This window comes from uncultured Pluralibacter sp. (assembly GCF_913775985.1).
In the GTDB taxonomy this organism is placed as follows: Bacteria; Pseudomonadota; Gammaproteobacteria; order Enterobacterales; family Enterobacteriaceae; genus Pluralibacter.
In genome coordinates this window covers 146,617-165,409 of sequence record NZ_CAJYMB010000147.1, presented here as the reverse complement: position 1 = coordinate 165,409, position 18,793 = coordinate 146,617, and the positions used below count along the sequence as shown (strand labels likewise).

At 58.5% G+C, this 18,793-nt stretch carries 17 protein-coding genes; 9 read left to right on the top strand and 8 right to left on the bottom strand.

The window, feature by feature from the left end; genetic code table 11:
- Position 1: 1 nt before the first annotated feature.
- The 3 genes from QZ766_RS18265 to lptF all read right to left on the bottom strand — a co-directional run bounded on the left by QZ766_RS18265 (position 2) and on the right by lptF (position 2,981).
- Positions 2–622 (bottom strand): response regulator transcription factor, encoded by a 621-nt coding sequence (locus QZ766_RS18265; protein ID WP_297205594.1) that lies wholly within the window; start codon positions 620–622, stop codon positions 2–4.
- Between the two features lie 176 nt (positions 623–798).
- A complete protein-coding gene (gene lptG / locus QZ766_RS18260) occupies positions 799–1,881 on the bottom strand; it encodes an LPS export ABC transporter permease LptG (protein ID WP_297205592.1) in 1,083 nt (360 codons plus the stop codon).
- Positions 1,881–2,981, bottom strand: coding sequence for an LPS export ABC transporter permease LptF (lptF, locus tag QZ766_RS18255; protein WP_297205589.1), 1,101 nt, complete (start codon positions 2,979–2,981; stop codon positions 1,881–1,883). Before lptF ends, lptG begins: the two co-directional genes overlap by 1 nt.
- Positions 2,982–3,249: 268 nt before the next feature.
- On the opposite strand from lptF, the gene pepA reads away from it, so the two are divergent.
- From pepA to QZ766_RS18240, 3 genes are all read left to right on the top strand, one after another.
- Positions 3,250–4,761 (top strand): leucyl aminopeptidase, encoded by a 1,512-nt coding sequence (gene pepA, locus QZ766_RS18250; protein ID WP_297205587.1) that lies wholly within the window; start codon positions 3,250–3,252, stop codon positions 4,759–4,761.
- A gap of 99 nt (positions 4,762–4,860) precedes the next feature.
- Positions 4,861–5,319 carry a DNA polymerase III subunit chi gene (gene holC / locus QZ766_RS18245; protein ID WP_297205585.1) on the top strand — a complete coding sequence of 153 codons (459 nt, stop codon included), beginning with the start codon at positions 4,861–4,863 and terminating at the stop codon, positions 5,317–5,319.
- Complete coding sequence (locus QZ766_RS18240; RefSeq protein WP_297205583.1) at positions 5,303–8,158, top strand: valine--tRNA ligase; 2,856 nt, start codon at positions 5,303–5,305, stop codon at positions 8,156–8,158. The genes holC and QZ766_RS18240 overlap by 17 nt, the downstream gene beginning before the upstream one ends.
- A 48-nt stretch (positions 8,159–8,206) precedes the next feature.
- Here the strand turns inward: QZ766_RS18240 and QZ766_RS18235 are convergent, their stop codons facing one another.
- A complete protein-coding gene (locus tag QZ766_RS18235; protein WP_297205581.1) occupies positions 8,207–9,406 on the bottom strand; it encodes a DUF898 family protein in 1,200 nt (399 codons plus the stop codon).
- 298 nt (positions 9,407–9,704) lie between these two features.
- On the opposite strand from QZ766_RS18235, the gene QZ766_RS18230 reads away from it, so the two are divergent.
- A complete protein-coding gene (locus tag QZ766_RS18230; RefSeq protein ID WP_297205579.1) occupies positions 9,705–10,208 on the top strand; it encodes a GNAT family N-acetyltransferase in 504 nt (167 codons plus the stop codon).
- A 9-nt stretch (positions 10,209–10,217) separates the two neighbouring features.
- Here QZ766_RS18230 and miaE read toward each other — a convergent pair whose 3' ends face one another.
- On the bottom strand, positions 10,218–10,979 hold the full coding sequence (miaE, locus tag QZ766_RS18225) for a tRNA isopentenyl-2-thiomethyl-A-37 hydroxylase MiaE (protein WP_297205576.1): 762 nt from the start codon (positions 10,977–10,979) through the stop codon (positions 10,218–10,220).
- A 53-nt stretch (positions 10,980–11,032) separates the two neighbouring features.
- A complete protein-coding gene (rraB, locus tag QZ766_RS18220; RefSeq protein WP_297205574.1) occupies positions 11,033–11,455 on the bottom strand; it encodes a ribonuclease E inhibitor RraB in 423 nt (140 codons plus the stop codon).
- Positions 11,456–11,617: 162 nt separating this feature from the next.
- Between rraB and argF the strand changes: the two genes are divergently transcribed.
- Positions 11,618–12,622: an ornithine carbamoyltransferase gene (gene argF / locus QZ766_RS18215; RefSeq protein WP_297205573.1), complete on the top strand. Its 1,005-nt coding sequence runs from the start codon at positions 11,618–11,620 to the stop codon at positions 12,620–12,622.
- Between the two features lie 35 nt (positions 12,623–12,657).
- Here the strand turns inward: argF and rlmG are convergent, their stop codons facing one another.
- Complete coding sequence (gene rlmG, locus QZ766_RS18210; protein ID WP_297205570.1) at positions 12,658–13,794, bottom strand: 23S rRNA (guanine(1835)-N(2))-methyltransferase RlmG; 1,137 nt, start codon at positions 13,792–13,794, stop codon at positions 12,658–12,660.
- Positions 13,795–13,923: 129 nt separating this feature from the next.
- Here rlmG and QZ766_RS18205 point away from each other — a divergent pair, with 129 nt between their 5' ends.
- From QZ766_RS18205 to sstT, 4 genes are all read left to right on the top strand, one after another.
- A complete protein-coding gene (locus tag QZ766_RS18205) occupies positions 13,924–14,424 on the top strand; it encodes a M48 family metallopeptidase (RefSeq protein ID WP_297205567.1) in 501 nt (166 codons plus the stop codon).
- Positions 14,425–14,494: 70 nt separating this feature from the next.
- Entirely contained in the window at positions 14,495–15,493 is a 999-nt protein-coding gene (locus QZ766_RS18200; protein ID WP_297205564.1) for a Gfo/Idh/MocA family oxidoreductase, read from the top strand.
- A gap of 254 nt (positions 15,494–15,747) precedes the next feature.
- A complete protein-coding gene (locus tag QZ766_RS18195) occupies positions 15,748–16,710 on the top strand; it encodes a TerC family protein (protein ID WP_297205561.1) in 963 nt (320 codons plus the stop codon).
- Between the two features lie 207 nt (positions 16,711–16,917).
- The gene (sstT, locus tag QZ766_RS18190; RefSeq protein ID WP_297205559.1) at positions 16,918–18,162 is read left to right on the top strand and encodes a serine/threonine transporter SstT; all 1,245 of its coding nucleotides are present in this window, start codon (positions 16,918–16,920) and stop codon (positions 18,160–18,162) included.
- A gap of 16 nt (positions 18,163–18,178) precedes the next feature.
- On the opposite strand, the gene QZ766_RS18185 is transcribed toward sstT, so the two are convergent.
- Positions 18,179–18,733 (bottom strand): YgjV family protein, encoded by a 555-nt coding sequence (locus QZ766_RS18185; protein WP_297205556.1) that lies wholly within the window; start codon positions 18,731–18,733, stop codon positions 18,179–18,181.
- Positions 18,734–18,793: the final 60 nt, after the last annotated feature.

Here is an 18,793-nt window from a genome sequence, read left to right as displayed (position 1 = left end):
CTCAGGACTCCGTCGGAATAAGGGCAATCAGCTGGCTGAGGTCTTCGCAGCCGCACTTTTGCAGCATACGCGCTTTGTAGGTGCTGATGGTTTTGTTGCTGAGGGCGAGCGTGTCGGCAATCTCCTTGTTGCTTTTACCCTGGCGCAGAAAGTTAAGCACTGCCACTTCGCGATCCGACAGCCTGGCCAGCAGCGCTTCCGGCGCGGTGCGGAAATCATCCGCCACCGCGGCGCGGGTCAGGGTTCCTTCCGGGAAGCACTGGTAGCCGGCGGCAATCAGGTGGCAGAGCGGCTCGATGTGGTCCAGCGGCAGGCTTTTGTTGATAAAGCCGCTGGCGCCGGCCTGAAGCGTGCGCAGCGCGTAGACGCCCGCGGGCTGGCTGGTGAAGACAAGCACCTGCAGGTCGGGGAAATGCTGCTTGATCCTCGGCAGCAGGCTCAGCCCGTCGGCATGCTTGAGTTCAAGATCGAGGATGGCGAGCCGGGGCTGGTGCTGGTGCAGCTGCGCCAGCAGATTCTCGCCGCTGGAGAGGGTTACGCTGAACGCCCCCTGCTTCTCCAGCAGCACCTTTAAGGCAAAGCCGATGGCCGGGTGGTCGTCCACTATCATCACTGAAACCATAACACTCCCTGCGCTGGCTCCCAGCACGTTAATCCCTGTAACAAGAAGGGTATTTTTGCTGAGTGCCGGCGAGGGACGCAACCCTATTCGGATTTTTAGGATTTAGCTTGCTCTTGCGGCGCGGCAAAAAGCGGGCAAGAAAAAGGGCAGCCGGTAGGCTGCCCTGGTGCGCTGCGCTAGCTGCGTCGGAGCAGCAGCCACAGGCTGATAAGCAGGAAGGAGGCGCTCGGCAGCAGCGCGCCGACAATCGGCGGAATGCCGTAAACGATGGTCAGCGGGCCGAAGACCTGGTCCAGCACGTAGAACACGAAGCCGAAGCTGATACCGGTGATCACCCGCACGCCCATCGGCACGCTGCGCAGCGGGCCGAAGATGAACGACAGCGCCATCAGCATCATCACCGCCACCGAGAGCGGCTGGAAAATCTTGCTCCACATGTTGAGCTGGTAGCGTCCGGCGTCCTGGCCGCTGGATTTCAGGTATTTGATGTAATTGCGCAGGCCGGTGATGGACAGCGCGTCCGGGTCCAGCGCCACAACGCCGAGCTTGTCCGGCGTCAGGTTGGTTTTCCACAGGCCGCTGACGGTCTGGGAGCCGGTTATCTGCTTCGGATCGGTGAGGTCGGATTCATCCACCATCGACAGGCGCCACTGCTTGTTCTCAGGATCGAACTTGGCGCTGGACGCGTAGCGCACCGACTTCAGGCGGCGCTGGTCGTTGAAGTTGTAGATGCTAATGCCGCCCAGTTCGTCGTCGCCCTTGATGCGTTCGATATAGATGTAGCTGCTGCCGTCTTTCGCCCACACGCCCTGCTGGGTGGAGAGCAGCGAGCCACCGTACATCGACTGGGCGCGCATGTTGCGGGCCATCTGCTCGCCCTGGGGAGCGCCCCACTCGCCGATCGCCATGGTCAGCAGCACCAGCGGAATAGCGGTTTTCATGACCGACAGCGCCACCTGCATGCGTGTGTAGCCAGAGGCCTGCATCACCACCAGCTCGCTGCGCTGGGCCAGCATGCCGAGCCCCATCAGCGCGCCGAGCAGCGCCGCCATCGGGAAGAACAGCTGCACGTCTTTCGGCGCGCTGAGCAGGGTATACAGCCCCGCGCTCACTGCGTCGTAGCTGCCCTGCCCGGCTTTTTTCAGCTGGTCGACAAATTTAATGATGCCCGAGAGCGACACCAGCATGAACAGCGTCAGCATGATGGTGTTAAAGATTGTTTTACCGATATAGCGATCGAGTACGCCAAATGCCTGCATTATACCGTCCCTCTTTCGCTAAACCGCGCCCGGAGACGGCGCATCGGAATGGTGTCCCACATGTTCAGCGCCACCGCCAGCGCGATATAGCCAGCGTTGACGGTCCACATCCACAGGCCCGGGTCGAGCTTGCCTTTACTGCCGTTAGATTTAAGGGAGGTCTGCACCAGGAAGAACAGCAAATACAGCAGCATTGCCGGCAGCATCGACAGCATCCGCCCCTGGCGCGGGTTAACCACGCTGAGCGGCACCACCATCAGCGCCATAATGAATACCGCCACTACCAGCGTCAGGCGCCAGTGAAATTCCGCCTTCGCGCGATTGGTGTCGGTTTTCCACAGGGTGCTCATGCTCATCTGATCGGTATCGGTCGGATCGAACGTCACCGCCTGGTGGCCGATAATCGCCTGATAGCCGGTAAAATCGGTAATGCGGAAATCCCGCAGCAGCGCGGTGCCCTCAAAGCGCGTGCCTTTATCGAGGTGCACCACCTGCGAGCCGTCTTTGTTCTGAGACAGGCGACCGGAATCGGCAATCACCACCGACGGACGCTGGCTGCCTTTTGGCCGGATCTGCGCCATAAAGACGTTGTTGAAGCGGCTGCCCTTCACGTTCTCAATAAACAGCACCGAGTTACCGTCGCTGGCCTGCTGGAACTGGCCTTGAGCCAGGGCCGCCATACCGGGGTTGGCTTTGGCTTCCGCCAGCACTTCGTCGGTGTGGCGCTCTGACCACGGGCCGATCCACATGACGTTAATCGCCGCGGCCGCGCCGGTAAACAGCGTCAGGACCATCGCGGCTTTAATCAGCACCGCCTTGCTCAGTCCGCAGGCGTGCATCACCGTAATTTCACTTTCGGTGTAGAGTTTGCCCAGCGTCATCAGCAGGCCGAGGAACAGGCTCAGCGGCAGGATAAGCTGCGCCATATCGGGGATGCCCAGCCCGAGCAGGGAAAGCACGAGGTTGGTCGGAATTTCACCGTCCACCGCCGCGTCGAGGATCTTGACCAGCTTCTGACAAAAGAAGATCAGAAGGAGGATGAACAGGATAGCCAGCTGACTTTTCAGCGTCTCCCGCACCAGATATCTTATGATTATCACTATAAGTACGCCCGTTAATCCCGTTTAGTTACAGGAAAATTGCTTGTTTCATGGCTTAAACGTCATTTATTCTCTTTAATCGTCGAAAACAGCGCTAAGATTACGAGACTCAGCGGCCTTTCGTATCAGACCATCTGTTCTGAGAAGCCGACATTGCGATCTCGCTAAGACTAACACGAAGTCACCGCAACGGCGGGTATGAGCTACGAAAGCATCACATTCTATCCGCAGCCACCGTCGTTGTCTTTAAGATTCAGGAGCGTAGTTCATGGAGTTCAGTGTAAAAAGTGGTAGCCCGGAGAAACAGCGCAGCGCCTGCATTGTTGTTGGCGTTTTTGAACCGCGCCGCCTCTCCCCGATCGCCGAACAGCTCGATAAAATCAGCGACGGCTATATCAGCGCCCTGCTGCGTCGCGGCGAGCTGGAGGGGAAACCCGGCCAGACGCTTCTGCTGCACCATGTGCCAAACGTGCTCTCCGAGCGCATTCTGCTGATTGGCTGCGGGAAAGAGCGCGAGCTCGACGAGCGCCAGTATAAGCAGGTCATTCAGAAAACAATCAACACGCTGAACGACACCGGTTCGATGGAAGCGGTATGCTTCCTGACCGAGCTGCACGTTAAAGGGCGCAACAACTACTGGAAAGTGCGCCAGGCGGTGGAAACGGCGCAGGAAACGCTTTACAGCTTCGATCAGCTGAAGACCACCAAGAGCGAACCGCGCCGCCCGCTGCGCAAAATCGTCTTTAACGTGCCGACCCGCCGCGAGCTGACCAGCGGCGAGCGCGCCATTCAGCACGGGCTGGCCATTGCCGCTGGCATCAAGGCGGCTAAAGATCTCGGCAACATGCCGCCGAACATCTGCAACGCCGGCTACCTCGCCTCTCAGGCGCGCCAGCTGGCGGACAGCTACAGCCAGAACGTAGTGACCCGCGTGATTGGCGAGCAGCAGATGAAAGAGCTGGGAATGCACGCCTATCTGGCCGTCGGCAACGGTTCGCAGAACGAATCGCTGATGTCGGTCATTGAATACAAAGGCAATCCGGCGGAAGATGCTCGTCCTATTGTGCTGGTAGGCAAAGGGCTGACCTTTGACTCCGGCGGCATCTCCATCAAGCCGGCAGAAGGCATGGACGAGATGAAGTACGACATGTGCGGCGCGGCGGCGGTTTACGGCGTGATGCGCATGGTGGCCGAGCTGCAGCTGCCGCTGAACGTGGTGGGCGTACTGGCGGGCTGTGAAAACATGCCCGGCGGGCGCGCCTATCGTCCGGGCGACGTGCTGACCACCATGTCCGGTCAGACGGTGGAAGTGCTGAACACTGACGCAGAAGGCCGTTTGGTGCTGTGCGACGTGCTGACCTACGTGGAGCGCTTCGAGCCGGAAGCGGTGATTGACGTGGCCACCCTGACCGGCGCCTGCGTTATCGCCCTCGGCCATCACCTTACCGGCCTGATGTCGAATCACAATCCGCTGGCCCATGAGCTGATTGGCGCCTCGGAGCAGGCGGGCGACCGCGCCTGGCGTCTGCCGCTGGCGGACGAGTTCCAGGAGCAGCTGGAGTCGAACTTCGCGGACATGGCCAACATCGGCGGCCGTCCGGGCGGGGCTATTACCGCAGGCTGCTTCCTGGCGCGCTTTACCCGCAAGTACAACTGGGCGCACCTGGACATCGCCGGTACCGCGTGGCGCTCTGGCAAAGCCAAAGGCGCCACCGGCCGCCCGGTAGCGATGCTGTCGCAGTTCCTGCTGAGCCGCGCCGGTTTTACCGGCGAAGAGTAAGCGTCAACCTGTCGCCCGGCCCCGCGCCGGGCGGCTCTTATCTACAAAGGCCGGGCGCGCCCGGCCTTTGTTTAAATCGACCATAAGAAGCCCCATATTATGAAGAATGCGACGTTCTATCTGCTCGACAACGACACCGCCATCGACGGCCTGAGCGCCGTGGAGCAGCTGGTGTGCGAGCTGGCAGCGGAACGCTGGCGGGCGGGCAAGCGCATTCTGATCGCCTGTGAAGACGAGAAGCAGGCCATTCGCCTCGACGAGGCGCTGTGGGCGCGCCCGGCGGAGAGCTTCGTGCCGCACAATCTGTCCGGTGAAGGCCCGCGCGGCGGCGCGCCGGTGGAAATTGCCTGGCCGCAGAAGCGCAACAGCAGCCCGCGGGATTTGCTGATCAGCCTGCGGGGGACGTTTGCAGATTTTGCCACCGCTTTCACAGAAGTGATAGACTTCGTACCCTACGAAGACTCCCTGAAACAACTGGCGCGGGAACGCTATAAAGCGTATCGCATGGCCGGTTTTAACCTGAATACGGCAACCTGGAATAATGGAAAAGACATATAACCCCCAAGATATCGAACAGCCGCTTTACGAGCACTGGGAAAAGCAGGGCTATTTCAAACCAAACGGTGATGAAAGCCAGGAAAGCTTCTGCATCATGATCCCGCCGCCGAACGTCACCGGCAGTTTGCATATGGGTCATGCTTTCCAGCAAACCATCATGGACACGATGATCCGCTACCAGCGCATGCAGGGGAAAAATACCCTGTGGCAGGTGGGCACCGACCACGCCGGTATCGCCACCCAGATGGTGGTTGAGCGTAAGATTGCCGCTGAAGAGGGTAAAACCCGCCACGATTACGGCCGCGACGCGTTCATCGACAAAATCTGGCAGTGGAAAGCCGAATCCGGCGGTACCATCACCCGCCAGATGCGCCGCCTCGGTGCCTCCGTGGACTGGGAGCGTGAACGCTTCACCATGGATGAAGGGCTGTCCAACGCGGTGAAAGAAGTGTTCGTGCGCCTTTATAAAGAAGATCTGATTTATCGCGGCAAGCGCCTGGTCAACTGGGATCCGAAACTGCGCACCGCCATCTCCGATCTGGAAGTGGAAAACCGCGAGTCGAAAGGCTCCATGTGGCACATCCGCTATCCGCTGGCCGACGGCGCAAAAACTGCCGACGGTAAAGATTATCTGGTGGTTGCCACCACCCGTCCGGAAACCCTGCTGGGGGATACCGGCGTGGCGGTTAACCCGGAAGATCCGCGCTACAAAGATCTGATCGGCAAATTCGTGGTGCTGCCGCTGGTGAACCGCCGCATTCCCATCGTGGGCGACGAGCACGCCGACATGGAGAAAGGTACCGGCTGCGTGAAAATCACCCCGGCGCACGACTTTAACGACTACGAAGTCGGCCGCCGCCACGCCCTGCCGATGATCAACATTCTGACCTTTGACGGCGACATTCGCGAAAGCGCGGAAGTGTACGACACCAAAGGTAACGAGTCCGACGTTTACTCCAGCGACATCCCGGCTGAATTCCAGAAGATGGAACGTTTTGCCGCCCGTAAAGCTATCGTTGCTGCCGTGGACGCGCTGGGCCTGCTGGAAGAGATCAAGCCTCACGATCTGACCGTGCCGTACGGCGATCGCGGCGGCGTGGTTATCGAGCCGATGCTTACCGACCAGTGGTACGTGCGCGCTGACGTGCTGGCCAAGCCGGCAGTTGAAGCGGTTGAAAACGGCGACATTCAGTTCGTGCCGAAGCAGTATGAAAACATGTACTTCTCCTGGATGCGCGATATTCAGGACTGGTGCATCTCCCGCCAGCTGTGGTGGGGCCACCGCATTCCGGCGTGGTACGACAGCGAAGGCAACGTGTACGTTGGTCGCAGCGAAGACGAAGTGCGTCAGGAAAACAACCTGAGCGCCGACATTACCCTGCGTCAGGACGAGGACGTGCTGGATACCTGGTTCTCCTCGGCCCTGTGGACCTTCTCGACCCTAGGCTGGCCGGAAAATACCGACGCCCTGCGCCAGTTCCACCCGACCAGCGTGATGGTTTCCGGCTTCGACATCATCTTCTTCTGGATTGCCCGCATGATCATGATGACCATGCACTTCATCAAAGATGAAGACGGCAAGCCGCAGATCCCGTTCAAAACCATCTACATGACCGGGCTTATCCGCGATGACGAAGGCCAGAAGATGTCCAAGTCCAAGGGTAACGTTATCGATCCGCTGGACATGGTGGACGGCATCGCCCTGCCGGAACTGCTGGAAAAACGCACCGGCAACATGATGCAGCCGCAGCTGGCCGAGAAAATTGCCAAACGCACCGAGAAGCAGTTCCCGGACGGCATCGAGCCGCACGGCACCGACGCCCTGCGCTTTACCCTGGCAGCGCTGGCTTCTACCGGCCGCGACATCAACTGGGACATGAAGCGCCTGGAAGGCTATCGCAACTTCTGCAACAAGCTGTGGAACGCCAGCCGCTTCGTGCTGATGAACACCGAAGATCAGGACTGCGGCTTCAACGGCGGCGAAAAAGTGCTGTCCCTGGCGGACCGCTGGATCCTCGCCGAGTTTAATCAGACCGTTAAAGCCTACCGCGACGCGCTGGACAGCTTCCGCTTCGATATCGCCGCGGGCATCCTGTACGAGTTCACCTGGAACCAGTTCTGCGACTGGTATCTGGAGCTGACCAAGCCGGTGATGAATGGCGGTTCAGAAGCCGAACTGCGCGGCACCCGCCATACCCTGGTGACGGTGCTGGAAGGACTGCTGCGCCTGGCGCACCCGATCATTCCGTTTATCACCGAAGAAATCTGGCAGCGCGTGAAGGTGATTTGCGGCAATACCGACGACACCATCATGCTGCAGCCGTTCCCGCAGTACGACGCGTCTCAGGTTGACGAGGTGGCACTTGCCGATACCGAATGGCTGAAGCAGGCAATCATCGCCGTGCGTAACATCCGCGCAGAGATGAACATCGCCCCGGGCAAACCGCTGGAGCTGCTGCTGCGCGGCTGCAGCGAGGCGGCGGTACGCCGGGTTAACGGCAACCGCAACTTCCTGCAAACGCTGGCGCGTCTGGAAAGCATCACCGTGCTGCCTGCTGATGATAAAGGTCCGGTTTCCGTGACCAAGATTATCGACGGCGCCGAGCTGCTGATCCCGATGGCCGGTCTTATCGACAAAGACGCCGAGCTGGCGCGTCTGGCGAAAGAAGTGGAGAAGGTTGAAGCGGAAATCAGCCGCGTTGAGAGCAAGCTGGCTAATGAAGGTTTCGTGGCCCGCGCCCCGGAAGCGGTTATCGCCAAAGAGCGCGAGAAGCTGACCGGCTATGCGGAATCAAAAGCGAAGCTTATTGAGCAGCAGGCGGTTATCGCCGCGCTGTAATCGACGCAGGTAGGAAGAGGCCGGGCAAACGCCCGGCCTTTTTTATGCTCAGATGAACGGCAGCGCGGGCATGGTGCCCGACCCAATTGCGGCAAAGAAGCCGGTGTCTGGTTTTTCGTCGCTGTCTTTCAGCTCGACGCTGTCCAGATTGCCCACCGCAAAGGTACAGCTTGCCAGGTAGCGCATCATGCGCATTTTGGCCCACGGGTAGGCCAGCCCGAGAGTAAAAATACTGGCGAAGCTCAGGACCAGCACCTGCATCAGCAGCCCGACAAAAGTAATAGTGGAGCGGAAGGTGAGTTTGTCTTCCAGGCGCAGACCGTTAATAAACAGGTTGCGCAGCGCGGATATGGCAAATACTGACATCAGCAGGATCGCCGCGAAATAGAGCAGATAGCTGGCGCCAATCTGCCCCTGATATTGATCCATCAGGTCAATGCTGGTCTGGGGATCGATGCCCCCGGATGCGGCCCCCGCCATCAGCGCCATCAGCAACGAGCCCATCAGGCTGCCAATCACAAAGATAAACGGGATCATAATCAACATCGACACGATATTAATTACGATAGAGCGGCGCACGGAGACCGTGACCGAAAAGCGGTGAAGGCCGAAGCTGGCATTATTTCCCAGCAGCTGCATCCACTTCGCATAAACAATACCGTTAACAACGCCCATTGCCAGCAGTACAAGCAGGATTAGCACCGTAACATGCGTATAAATACCGCTGAGGGTTTCCGGCGTTGGTAATATGCTAATGCAAACCGTAATAATCAACGCGGCACCAATGCCCAGTAAAAGCGGCAGGATCAGCATCACCCACATAGCCTGTCCGCGGCCGCAGTTAAAACCGAAGCGCACATTGTTGAGAGTGGTCATCAGCGCCTGATAGCGCAGCCCCTGAACCGCCAGCAGCGGCATCACGATCGCCAGCACGAGGACCGGTAAAGAAGAGAGCGCCGGGCTAATCATGGAGCAGATAAACGACCCGATAATGAGCAGCACGCCAATCAGCAGCCAGCTCACGAAAAAGACGCTGCCGCTGGCGTTATAGCCAAAGCGCACGCCGTTGAGCTCAGTATTTTCGTAAATATAGCGGCGGCTTTTCACGAAAGCCCAGGGCAGATAAATCCCCAGAGTAATAATGGTCAGCAGCAGATTAATGAGGCAGATTTTAAAAAACGGCCATCCCTTACCGTGAAAAACGAAACTATGTTCCCCGGGTATTGCACTATTATCGTTATTAACCATAGTAAAAATATTCCTTTATTAGAGAAAAGTGTCATCGCGAATATGACTTATCTCCTGAGTAATTCGCGCTGCATTAAGATAGCCCGCGTGCAAAGTCCGGGATCTTAGTAAGTAAGACACCAGAGTGAGCCAATACATATGCAGTTTGAAGTATTAAGGTTATATTCGCGATGACATAGTATGGCCACATTTTATACAACCAACAACCCTAAGATTGAGGGGGCAGCCGCTTGCACGGCCTTTGTGACAGTGGTATTAAATGAAACTCGATGTCCCTTTCTTTTGATTGAGCAATAACATGAACGTTTCCGCTGAACCTGCCCTCGCCCTGAGGCCTCTGAGACCTGAGGATAACGCAGCGATTGCCGGGGTTATCCGCGCCGTCTCTGCCGAGCACGGGCTGACCGCCGACAAGGGCTATACCGTCGCCGATCCCGATCTGGACACGCTGTTTCAAATTTACAGCCAGCCGGGGCACGCCTACTGGATTGTCGAACTGGATAATAAGGTGGTGGGCGGCGGCGGCATCGCGCCGCTGAAGTGCAGCGAGCCGGGCATTTGCGAGCTGCAAAAGATGTATTTCTTACCCACCGCGCGCGGCAAAGGCATGGCGAAAAAGCTGGCCCTGCAGGCAATGGATCACGCGCGCCGGCAGGGTTTCACCCGATGCTATCTGGAAACCACCGCGTTTTTAACGGAGGCAATCCGCCTGTACGAGCATCTGGGCTTTGAGCACATCGACCAGCCGCTGGGCTGTACCGGCCACGTGGACTGCGAAGTCAGAATGCTCAAGCAGCTCTGACAGCCATTCTTAATAGCCCGGTACGCCGCTGTGAAAGCGAAACTCCGCATCGGGCGTCGAAATCAGGCGCGCTTCCACTTCGCCAAAAAAACGCACGCGCGGAGCGATATCCTCTGCGCTGACCTGGCGGGCCAGCGCCAGATAATCCTGATAGTGGCGGGCTTCCGAGCGCAGCAGCGACAGATAAAACTTCTGTAAATCATCGTCGAGATACGGCGCCAGCGCGGCAAAGCGTTCGCAGGATCGCGCCTCGATGTAGGCACCGCAAATCAGCTTATCGATAAGGGTCAGCGGCTCGTGGGTCCGCACCTCCTGCAGCATGCCTTTGGCATAGCGGCTGGCGGTCATTTTTACGTAAGGAATGTTGCGGGCCTGCATCGCCTCGCGCACCTGCCAGAAGTGGTGCAGCTCCTCTTTGATCAGCAGCACCATGCTGTCGATAAGCAGGCGCCCCCAGGGATCGTCGGTGTGCGGCATCGCGCTTTTGCTGAACTGGCGGTTAAGGGTGGCAAAGTCGGGCTCCGGGCCCTGGCGAAAGGCAAACGCCTCATAAGGCTGCAGCCACGCCAGCAGCGCGTCGGCCCCCTGTTTATCGCTCACATATTTACGCACCAGCAGCATTGCGGTTTGCGCGGCTTTTAGTTCGCAGACCAGATGATCGGTCAGCAGCAGCGGCAGGTTTTGCGGATCGCGGGCTTCATCAAGCCACGCCTGCGGCGTGGGGCACTGGAGAAAGGTTAAAATCGGGGCAATAATCTGCGGGTAGTCCATCCCTGACACTCTCATGGCGGTGATGCGGCGGCGGAGCGCCGCATCGCGTTGGCTTAGTGACGAACGCCGTTGTCGTCTTCGTCGATATACTCTTCGTCGCCTTCTTCACCCTCTTCGCCGTTCGGGTCTTCGTAGTAGGTTCCCCAGCCGTCGTACTCAACGCCGTGCTTTTCGGCGAGGTTCATCAGCTGCTCGACCTGCGCGTCGATCAGATCGGCATTCAGGGCACACTCGCTGAGCGCGTCGCAGCAGATAACCACGTCGCCCTCTTCCACTTCCAGCTCTTCAGGCTCGGTTACTTCGTAGCCCAGCTTAAAGACTTCAACCGCCACTTTTTCCAGGGTTTCAAAGTCATCCGCAGAGAGGTGGTGCTCAATGGTGTACAGCGCGTCCGGATCGCTGCCGTCTTCCAGTAATTCTTCAATAATCAGGCGCGTCTCTTCACGCTGCTCTTCCAGATGCTCCGGGTTTGCCATGGCTCGTTCCTCATAATGTGCGGCAGATACTTCTATTTTCACACACCGCGCGGAATGCCTCCACCTTTCCTGAAAAGATTTATAGCCCGGGGTTGCAAGTGAATATTAATCCATATAAATTGAATTTTAATTCATAACTGGCCCACGCCATGAGAGGGAACTATGACCACGCTCTATCAATACTCGTTTTTAAAATTACTCGATTTTACCCCCGCCGATATCACGCACCTGCTCGCCCTCGCCGCGAAGCTGAAAGCCGATAAAAAAAGCGGTAGCGAAGTGGCAAAACTGACCGGTAAAAACATCGCGCTCATCTTCGAAAAAGACTCGACCCGCACCCGATGCTCTTTCGAAGTTGCCGCTTACGATCAGGGTGCCCGCGTCACTTACCTCGGCTCAAGCGGCAGCCAGATTGGCCACAAGGAATCCATCAAAGACACCGCCCGGGTGCTGGGCCGGATGTACGACGGTATTCAGTACCGCGGCTACGGTCAGGAGGTGGTCGAGACGCTGGCGGAGTTTTCCGGCGTGCCGGTCTGGAACGGGCTGACCGATGAGTTTCACCCTACCCAGCTGCTGGCGGATCTGCTGACGATGCAGGAGCACCTGCCGGGTAAAGCCTTCAATGAGATGACGCTGGTTTACGCCGGCGACGCGCGCAATAACATGGGGAATTCCATGCTGGAGGCCGCCGCGCTTACCGGGCTGGACCTACGCCTGGTCGCGCCGCAGTCGTGCTGGCCGCAGGCGAGTCTCGTCACCGAATGCAAAGCGCTGGCGCAGAAGCACGGCGGTAACATTACCCTCGCCGAGGATATCGCCGCCGGCGTCAAGGGCGCGGACTTTATCTATACCGACGTCTGGGTATCAATGGGCGAAGCGAAAGAGAAGTGGGCCGAGCGTATCGCGCTGCTGCGCGACTATCAGGTTAACGCGCAGATGATGGCGCTTACCGGCAACCCGCAGACGAAATTCCTGCACTGCCTGCCCGCCTTTCACGATGACCAGACCACGCTCGGCAAGCAGATGGCGGCCGAATACGGCCTGCACGGCGGGATGGAAGTGACCGACGAGGTCTTCGAATCCCCCGCCAGCATTGTGTTTGACCAGGCGGAGAACCGCATGCACACCATCAAAGCGGTGATGGTCGCTACCCTCGCCAAGTAACCATCCAGTCTCCCGGCGTGCCGGGAGACTGCGTCTTAACGCTTGCGTCCCAGCTTAACCGCCTTCAGTACCACGAACTTTTTGTTGGTCGCGACCGTTTCGCAGTTGCCGAAAATCTTCTTCAGCTTGTGGTAATAGTCGAGGTGGCGATTGGCCACAATTACCAGCTCGCCGTTAATTTTCAGGCAGCGGCGGGCGTGGTGAAACATCTCCCAGGCAACGCTGTCCGTCAGGGCGTGCTGCTGGTGGAACGGCGGATTGCACAACACCGCGTTAAAACGGAACGGTTCGACGCCGGAAAGGCCGTTGTTAATCATAAACTCGCAGCGGTCCAGCGCTTCGGGAAGGTTCTCCTCCACGTTTAGCCGGCTGGACGCCACCGCCATCGGCGATTCATCCACGAACACCACGCTGGCCTGCGGGTTGTTCGCCAGCAGCGTCATGCCAATGACGCCGTTGCCGCAGCCGAGATCGACAATCTCGCCTTCCAGATCCTTCGGCAGGTGCTCCATAAAGAAGCGCGCGCCAATATCCAGCCCGCTGCGGGAGAAGACGTTGGCGTGGTTATGAATAGTCCAGCCGGTGCTCTCCAGCGGCCAGGAGGTTATCTGCGACTCCTCGCTAAGCGCCGGCGCCGTGAAGGCGCAGTTGATCAGCCGCGCCTTTTTCCAGGCAAGGGTGGTGGTGGTGGTGCCGAGGATCTTTTCGAACAGTTCGAGCGTGGAATTGTGAATATCCCGGGCCTTGGCGCCGCCGATAATGCGGGTTTCCGGCGTCACGACCTGGCGCAGGGCGCGCAGTTGCTGCTCAAGCAGGGCCAGGGTTTTTGGGATCTTAATCAACACGACCGCCGGTGCCTGCGGATATTCCGCGGTGCTGTCGAGGAAGCTGACGCTGTTTTCAGCGATGTCGTTGTGGCGCAGGTTTTCCCGGGTCGCCAGCTCGCTGAGGTACGAATCCCCGATGCTGTAAGGCTTGTGCTCCGCCAGCGCGCAGGCGAGCGCGCCAAACGTATCATTAAAAATCAGGACCGGGCCGCTGATGTGGGTATCGTCCAGCTGCTGGAGCAGATAGTCATCCGCCGCCTCCCACGCCTGTAGCGGGCTGACGTCGTCCGTTTCCGGGAAACGCTTTAGTGACAGTGAACGGAAACCGTTGTCTGAATGGCTCATCGGCCCTCCTGAGTGATAAAATTCGTGGTTGTGCCCCGGCGGGGCGCGTGAGTATACACTAAATCACCGGCGTTGGCGCAGGGCGACAGCCGCGCGGACGCGGCCCCTTTTATTCACCAAGAGAGCAGGATGAGCGAACTTATCTACATTAGCGGCTACCCGGAACACCTCCTGGCGCAGGTGCGCGAGCTGATTGCTCAGGAGCGGCTCGGCGCGGTGCTGGCGAAGCGCTATCCCGAGCGGCACGACGTCAGCAACGACAAGGCACTGTGGAGCTACGTTCAGGCGCTGAAGAACCGCTACATGCGCAGCGCCCCGCCGATTAACAAGGTGATGTTCGATAATAAAATTCACGTGCTGAAAAACGCGCTGGGCCTGCATACCGCCATTTCCCGGGTGCAGGGCGGCAAGCTCAAAGCCAAAGCGGAAATACGCGTCGCCAGCGTGTTTCGCGACGCGCCGGAGGCCTTTCTGCGCATGATCGTGGTCCACGAGCTGGCGCACCTGAAAGAGAAAGACCACGACAAAGCCTTCTATCAGCTCTGCTGCCACATGGAGCCGGAGTATCACCAGCTGGAGTTTGATACCCGCCTGTGGCTGACGCACCTTTCGCTAAAGGGATCTGCGTAAGCGCACGGGTTTTGTTATCGCTGCATGCTAAAGTGAAAACTGGTCTACTTTTCGGAGTACGTTAATTCTCATGATACGTTTGGCAGTGATTGGCACCAACTGGATCACCCGGCAGTTCGTTGATGCCGCCCATGAAACGGGCAAGTACCGGCTGACCGCCGTCTATTCCCGCAGCCGCGAGCAGGCGCAGCATTTCGCCGATGACTATCTGGTCGAACACCTGTTCACCTCTCTGGAGGAGATGGTCGCCAGCGACGCCATTGACGCGGTCTATATTGCCAGCCCTAACGCCCTGCACTTCGCGCAAACCCGGCTGTTTCTCAGCCATCAAAAGCACGTGATCTGCGAGAAGCCGCTGGCCTCGAACATCCGTGAAGTGGAAGCCGCCATCGCGCTGGCGCGGGAAAACCAGGTAGTGCTGTTCGAAGCGTTCAAAACCGCCAGCCTGCCTAACTTCCTGCTGCTCCAGCAGGCACTGCCGAAAGTGGGCAAGCTGCGTAAGGGCTTTATTAACTACTGCCAGTACTCCTCCCGCTACCAGCGCTATCTCGACGGGGAAAACCCGAACACCTTTAATCCGGCATTCTCCAACGGTTCGATTATGGATATCGGCTTTTACTGCCTGGCAGCGGCCGTGGCGCTGTGGGGTGAGCCGCACGGCGTGCAGGCGACCGCCTCGCTACTGGCAAGCGGCGTGGACGCCCACGGCGTGGCAGTGCTGGACTACGGCGATTTCAGCGTCACGCTCCAGCACTCGAAAGTGAGCGACTCCGGCCTGCCGAGCGAGATTCAGGGCGAAGAGGGCTGCCTGCTGATTGAAAAAATTTCCGAGTGCCAGAAAGTCGCGTTCATGCCGCGCGGCGGCAAGGCGCAGGATCTCAGCCAGCCCCAGCACATCAATACCATGCTGTATGAAGCCGAGCAGTTCGCCCGCCTTGTGGAGTCCGGGGAGGTCAATCACCCGGGGCTGGCGGTGAGCCGTACCACTGCGAAGCTGCTGACCGAAATCCGCCGCCAGACCGGCGTGGTGTTTCCGGCGGACGACAGCAGCGTGGCGGCCACGGCGTAAAGCCGTGTAAAGGTGACGGGAGCGGGCATTGACGCTCGCCATCCTGTGTAATACTTTGACACACGCAAAGGGGAGTAACTTGTTTGCCGGTGGGTCGTCATTACGAAGCGTGAAATACCGCTTCCGGTCGCCGGGCAGCGCCGATGTTTAGCGCTGTAAGTGAGACCTTGCCGAAAGGCGAGGTCCGAGCAAAAACTCCTGCAACGGCTAACGTCTTTTGACCTTAGCCGTTTTTTTTTGCATGAGGAAAAGTCATGAATACAGTTGGCAACCCGCTGCTGTGGGGTGGATTCGCGGTGGTCGTCGTTATTATGCTGGCCGTCGATCTGCTGCTGCAGGGCCGCCGCGGGGCCCAGACAATGACCATGAAGCAGGCCGCTGGCTGGTCTGTGGTGTGGGTCACCCTCTCTCTGCTGTTTAACCTGGCGTTCTGGTGGTATCTGAGCGAAACCCAGGGCCGCGCCGTCGCCGATCCGCAGGCAATGGCGTTCTTAACCGGCTATCTCATCGAAAAAGCGCTGGCGGTGGATAACGTCTTTGTCTGGCTGATGCTGTTTAGCTACTTCGCCGTTCCCGCCGCGCTGCAGCGCCGGGTGCTTATCTACGGCGTGCTCGGCGCCATTATCTTACGCACCATCATGATCTTCGCCGGCAGCTGGCTTATCGCGCAGTTTGACTGGCTGCTGTACGTCTTCGGCGCGTTCCTGCTGTTTACCGGCGTGAAGATGGCGCTGGCGAAAGAGGATGATAACGACATTGGCGACAAGCCTCTGATCCGCTGGCTGCGCGGGCACCTGCGCATGACCGATAAGATTGAGGGGGAGCACTTTTTTGTCCGCCGCAGCGGGCTGCTGTACGCCACGCCGCTGCTGCTGGTGCTGATTCTGGTTGAGCTGAGCGATGTGATTTTCGCGGTGGACAGCATCCCGGCCATTTTCGCGGTCACCACCGATCCGTTTATCGTACTGACCTCGAACCTGTTTGCGATCCTCGGCCTGCGGGCGATGTACTTCCTGCTGGCGGGCGTGGCGGAGCGCTTCTCGATGCTGAAATACGGCCTGTCGGTGATTCTGGTGTTTATCGGCGTCAAAATGCTGATCGTTGATTTTTACCATATCCCGGTAGCTATCTCGCTGGGGGTGGTGTTCGGTATCCTGATCCTGACCCTGCTGATCAATACCTGGGTTAACCGCCGCCGGGACCGCAACGCAATGTGACGGATTTTGCCGGGGGCACGCAGTGCTCTCCGGTAAAATAAGTTAATCAACAGTTAAAAAACATGATGCGTGATGTAAATCCAGCACAATGCGCTTCTTCTGCGACGTTTATTATTTATACTGCTTACTGCAAACATTTGTTACATCCTGCCCAAACGCGGTCGCAGAATCGCCGGGAGTAGCAACATCACTCAGTAAGGAAAATCAATGACTACGTCACGTTCCAGCGGACTGTTCCGGTTTATTGCCGGCGGCAGCCTCGTAAAGCAAATTCTCGTCGGCCTGGTTCTGGGGATCGCTCTCGCGGCGATTTCCGCCCCCGCAGCCATTGCCGCAGGCCTGCTCGGCACGCTGTTTGTCGGCGCGCTGAAGGCCGTTGCGCCGCTGCTGGTTTTAATGCTGGTTATGGCCTCTATTGCTAATCACCAGCAGGGCCAGAAAACCAGCATTCGCCCAATCCTGGCGCTTTATCTTTTGGGCACCTTCTCCGCCGCGCTCACGGCGGTTATCTTCAGCTTTCTGTTTCCGTCCACCCTGCATCTGACCACCGGCGCGACCGGCATTACGCCGCCGTCGGGGATCGTCGAGGTGCTGCGCGGCCTGCTGCTCAGTATGGTCTCTAACCCTGTTGATGCTCTGCTGAATGCTAACTATATCGGAATTCTGGTGTGGGCCGTGGGGCTCGGTTTTGCCCTGCGCCAGGGCAACGCCACCACTAAAAATCTGGTCAACGATGTTTCCAATGCGGTGACGTTTATGGTGAAGCTGGTTATTCGCTTCGCGCCGCTGGGGATTTTCGGGCTGGTCGCTTCCACGCTGGCGACCACCGGGTTTGCAACGCTGTATGGCTACGTTCAGCTGCTGATGGTACTGATCGGCTGTATGCTGCTGGTAGCGCTGGTGATAAACCCGCTACTGGTGTTCTGGAAGATCCGCCGCAATCCGTATCCGCTGGTGCTGCAGTGCCTGCGCGAGAGCGGGGTGTATGCCTTCTTTACCCGCAGCTCGGCGGCCAATATTCCGGTTAACATGGCGCTGGCAGAGAAGCTGAATCTGGACCGGGACACCTACTCCGTCTCAATACCCCTGGGTGCCACTATCAACATGGCCGGCGCAGCGATTACCATCACTGTGCTAACTCTGGCAGCGGTAAACACGCTGGCGATCCCGGTGGATCTGCCAACCGCGCTGCTGCTGAGCGTGGTGGCCTCCCTCTGCGCCTGCGGTGCCTCCGGCGTGGCGGGCGGATCCCTGCTGCTGATCCCGCTGGCCTGCAACATGTTCGGCATTCCCAATGACATCGCCATGCAGGTTGTGGCCGTCGGCTTTATTATCGGCGTGCTGCAGGACTCGTGCGAAACGGCGCTCAACTCCTCCACCGACGTGCTGTTTACCGCTGCGGCCTGCATGGCCGAAGATGAGCGTCTCGAAAAGAACGCCCTGCGCAGCTAGCGCTTACGCGCTTTCGCTAGCCGGCGGAGGCGCGTTTCTTCTCGGGCATCGTCTCCATTTCAAACGGATCGATGCCCCGCTTCTGCATCTGCCAGAAGCGCAGAATGTTCAGGCCGTTCATCACCAGAAAACTGCCCTCGATCAGCGTCCCGCCAATCGATCCCAGCCAGAAATTATGGATCACCCAGCAGCCGGTAGAGCACCAGATGATGCAGCGCATGGTCAGGCCACGGCAGCGGAACAGCGCCCAGGTACTGATTAGGGTGCCCGCTACCGGCAGCAGCTCCACCCAGTGATGAAACTCCGCCAGTCCGATACCGCCGGTCAGGGCGATAAAAATCGCCATTACCCACAGGCTGCGGGTGCGCAGAGTGATCAGCGTGCGCACCGAGTTCAGCATCGCGCTGGAGCCCGCTGGAAAAGCGCCCATTAAAAAAAAGTGTACGCCGATAACGGCGCTGTAGAGGGAAAGCTGCTTTTTGAACCGCCGCTCGTTGCGGTTGATAAAGGTGGTTATCCCAATCAGAAAGGCGATAACGCCGATGCCCTGGGCCAGCCAGTACGCGGTCATGATAGATCCCTTAAATGACGCGAATGAAATGCGGCGCCGGGGTTATCCGGCACCGCGGGT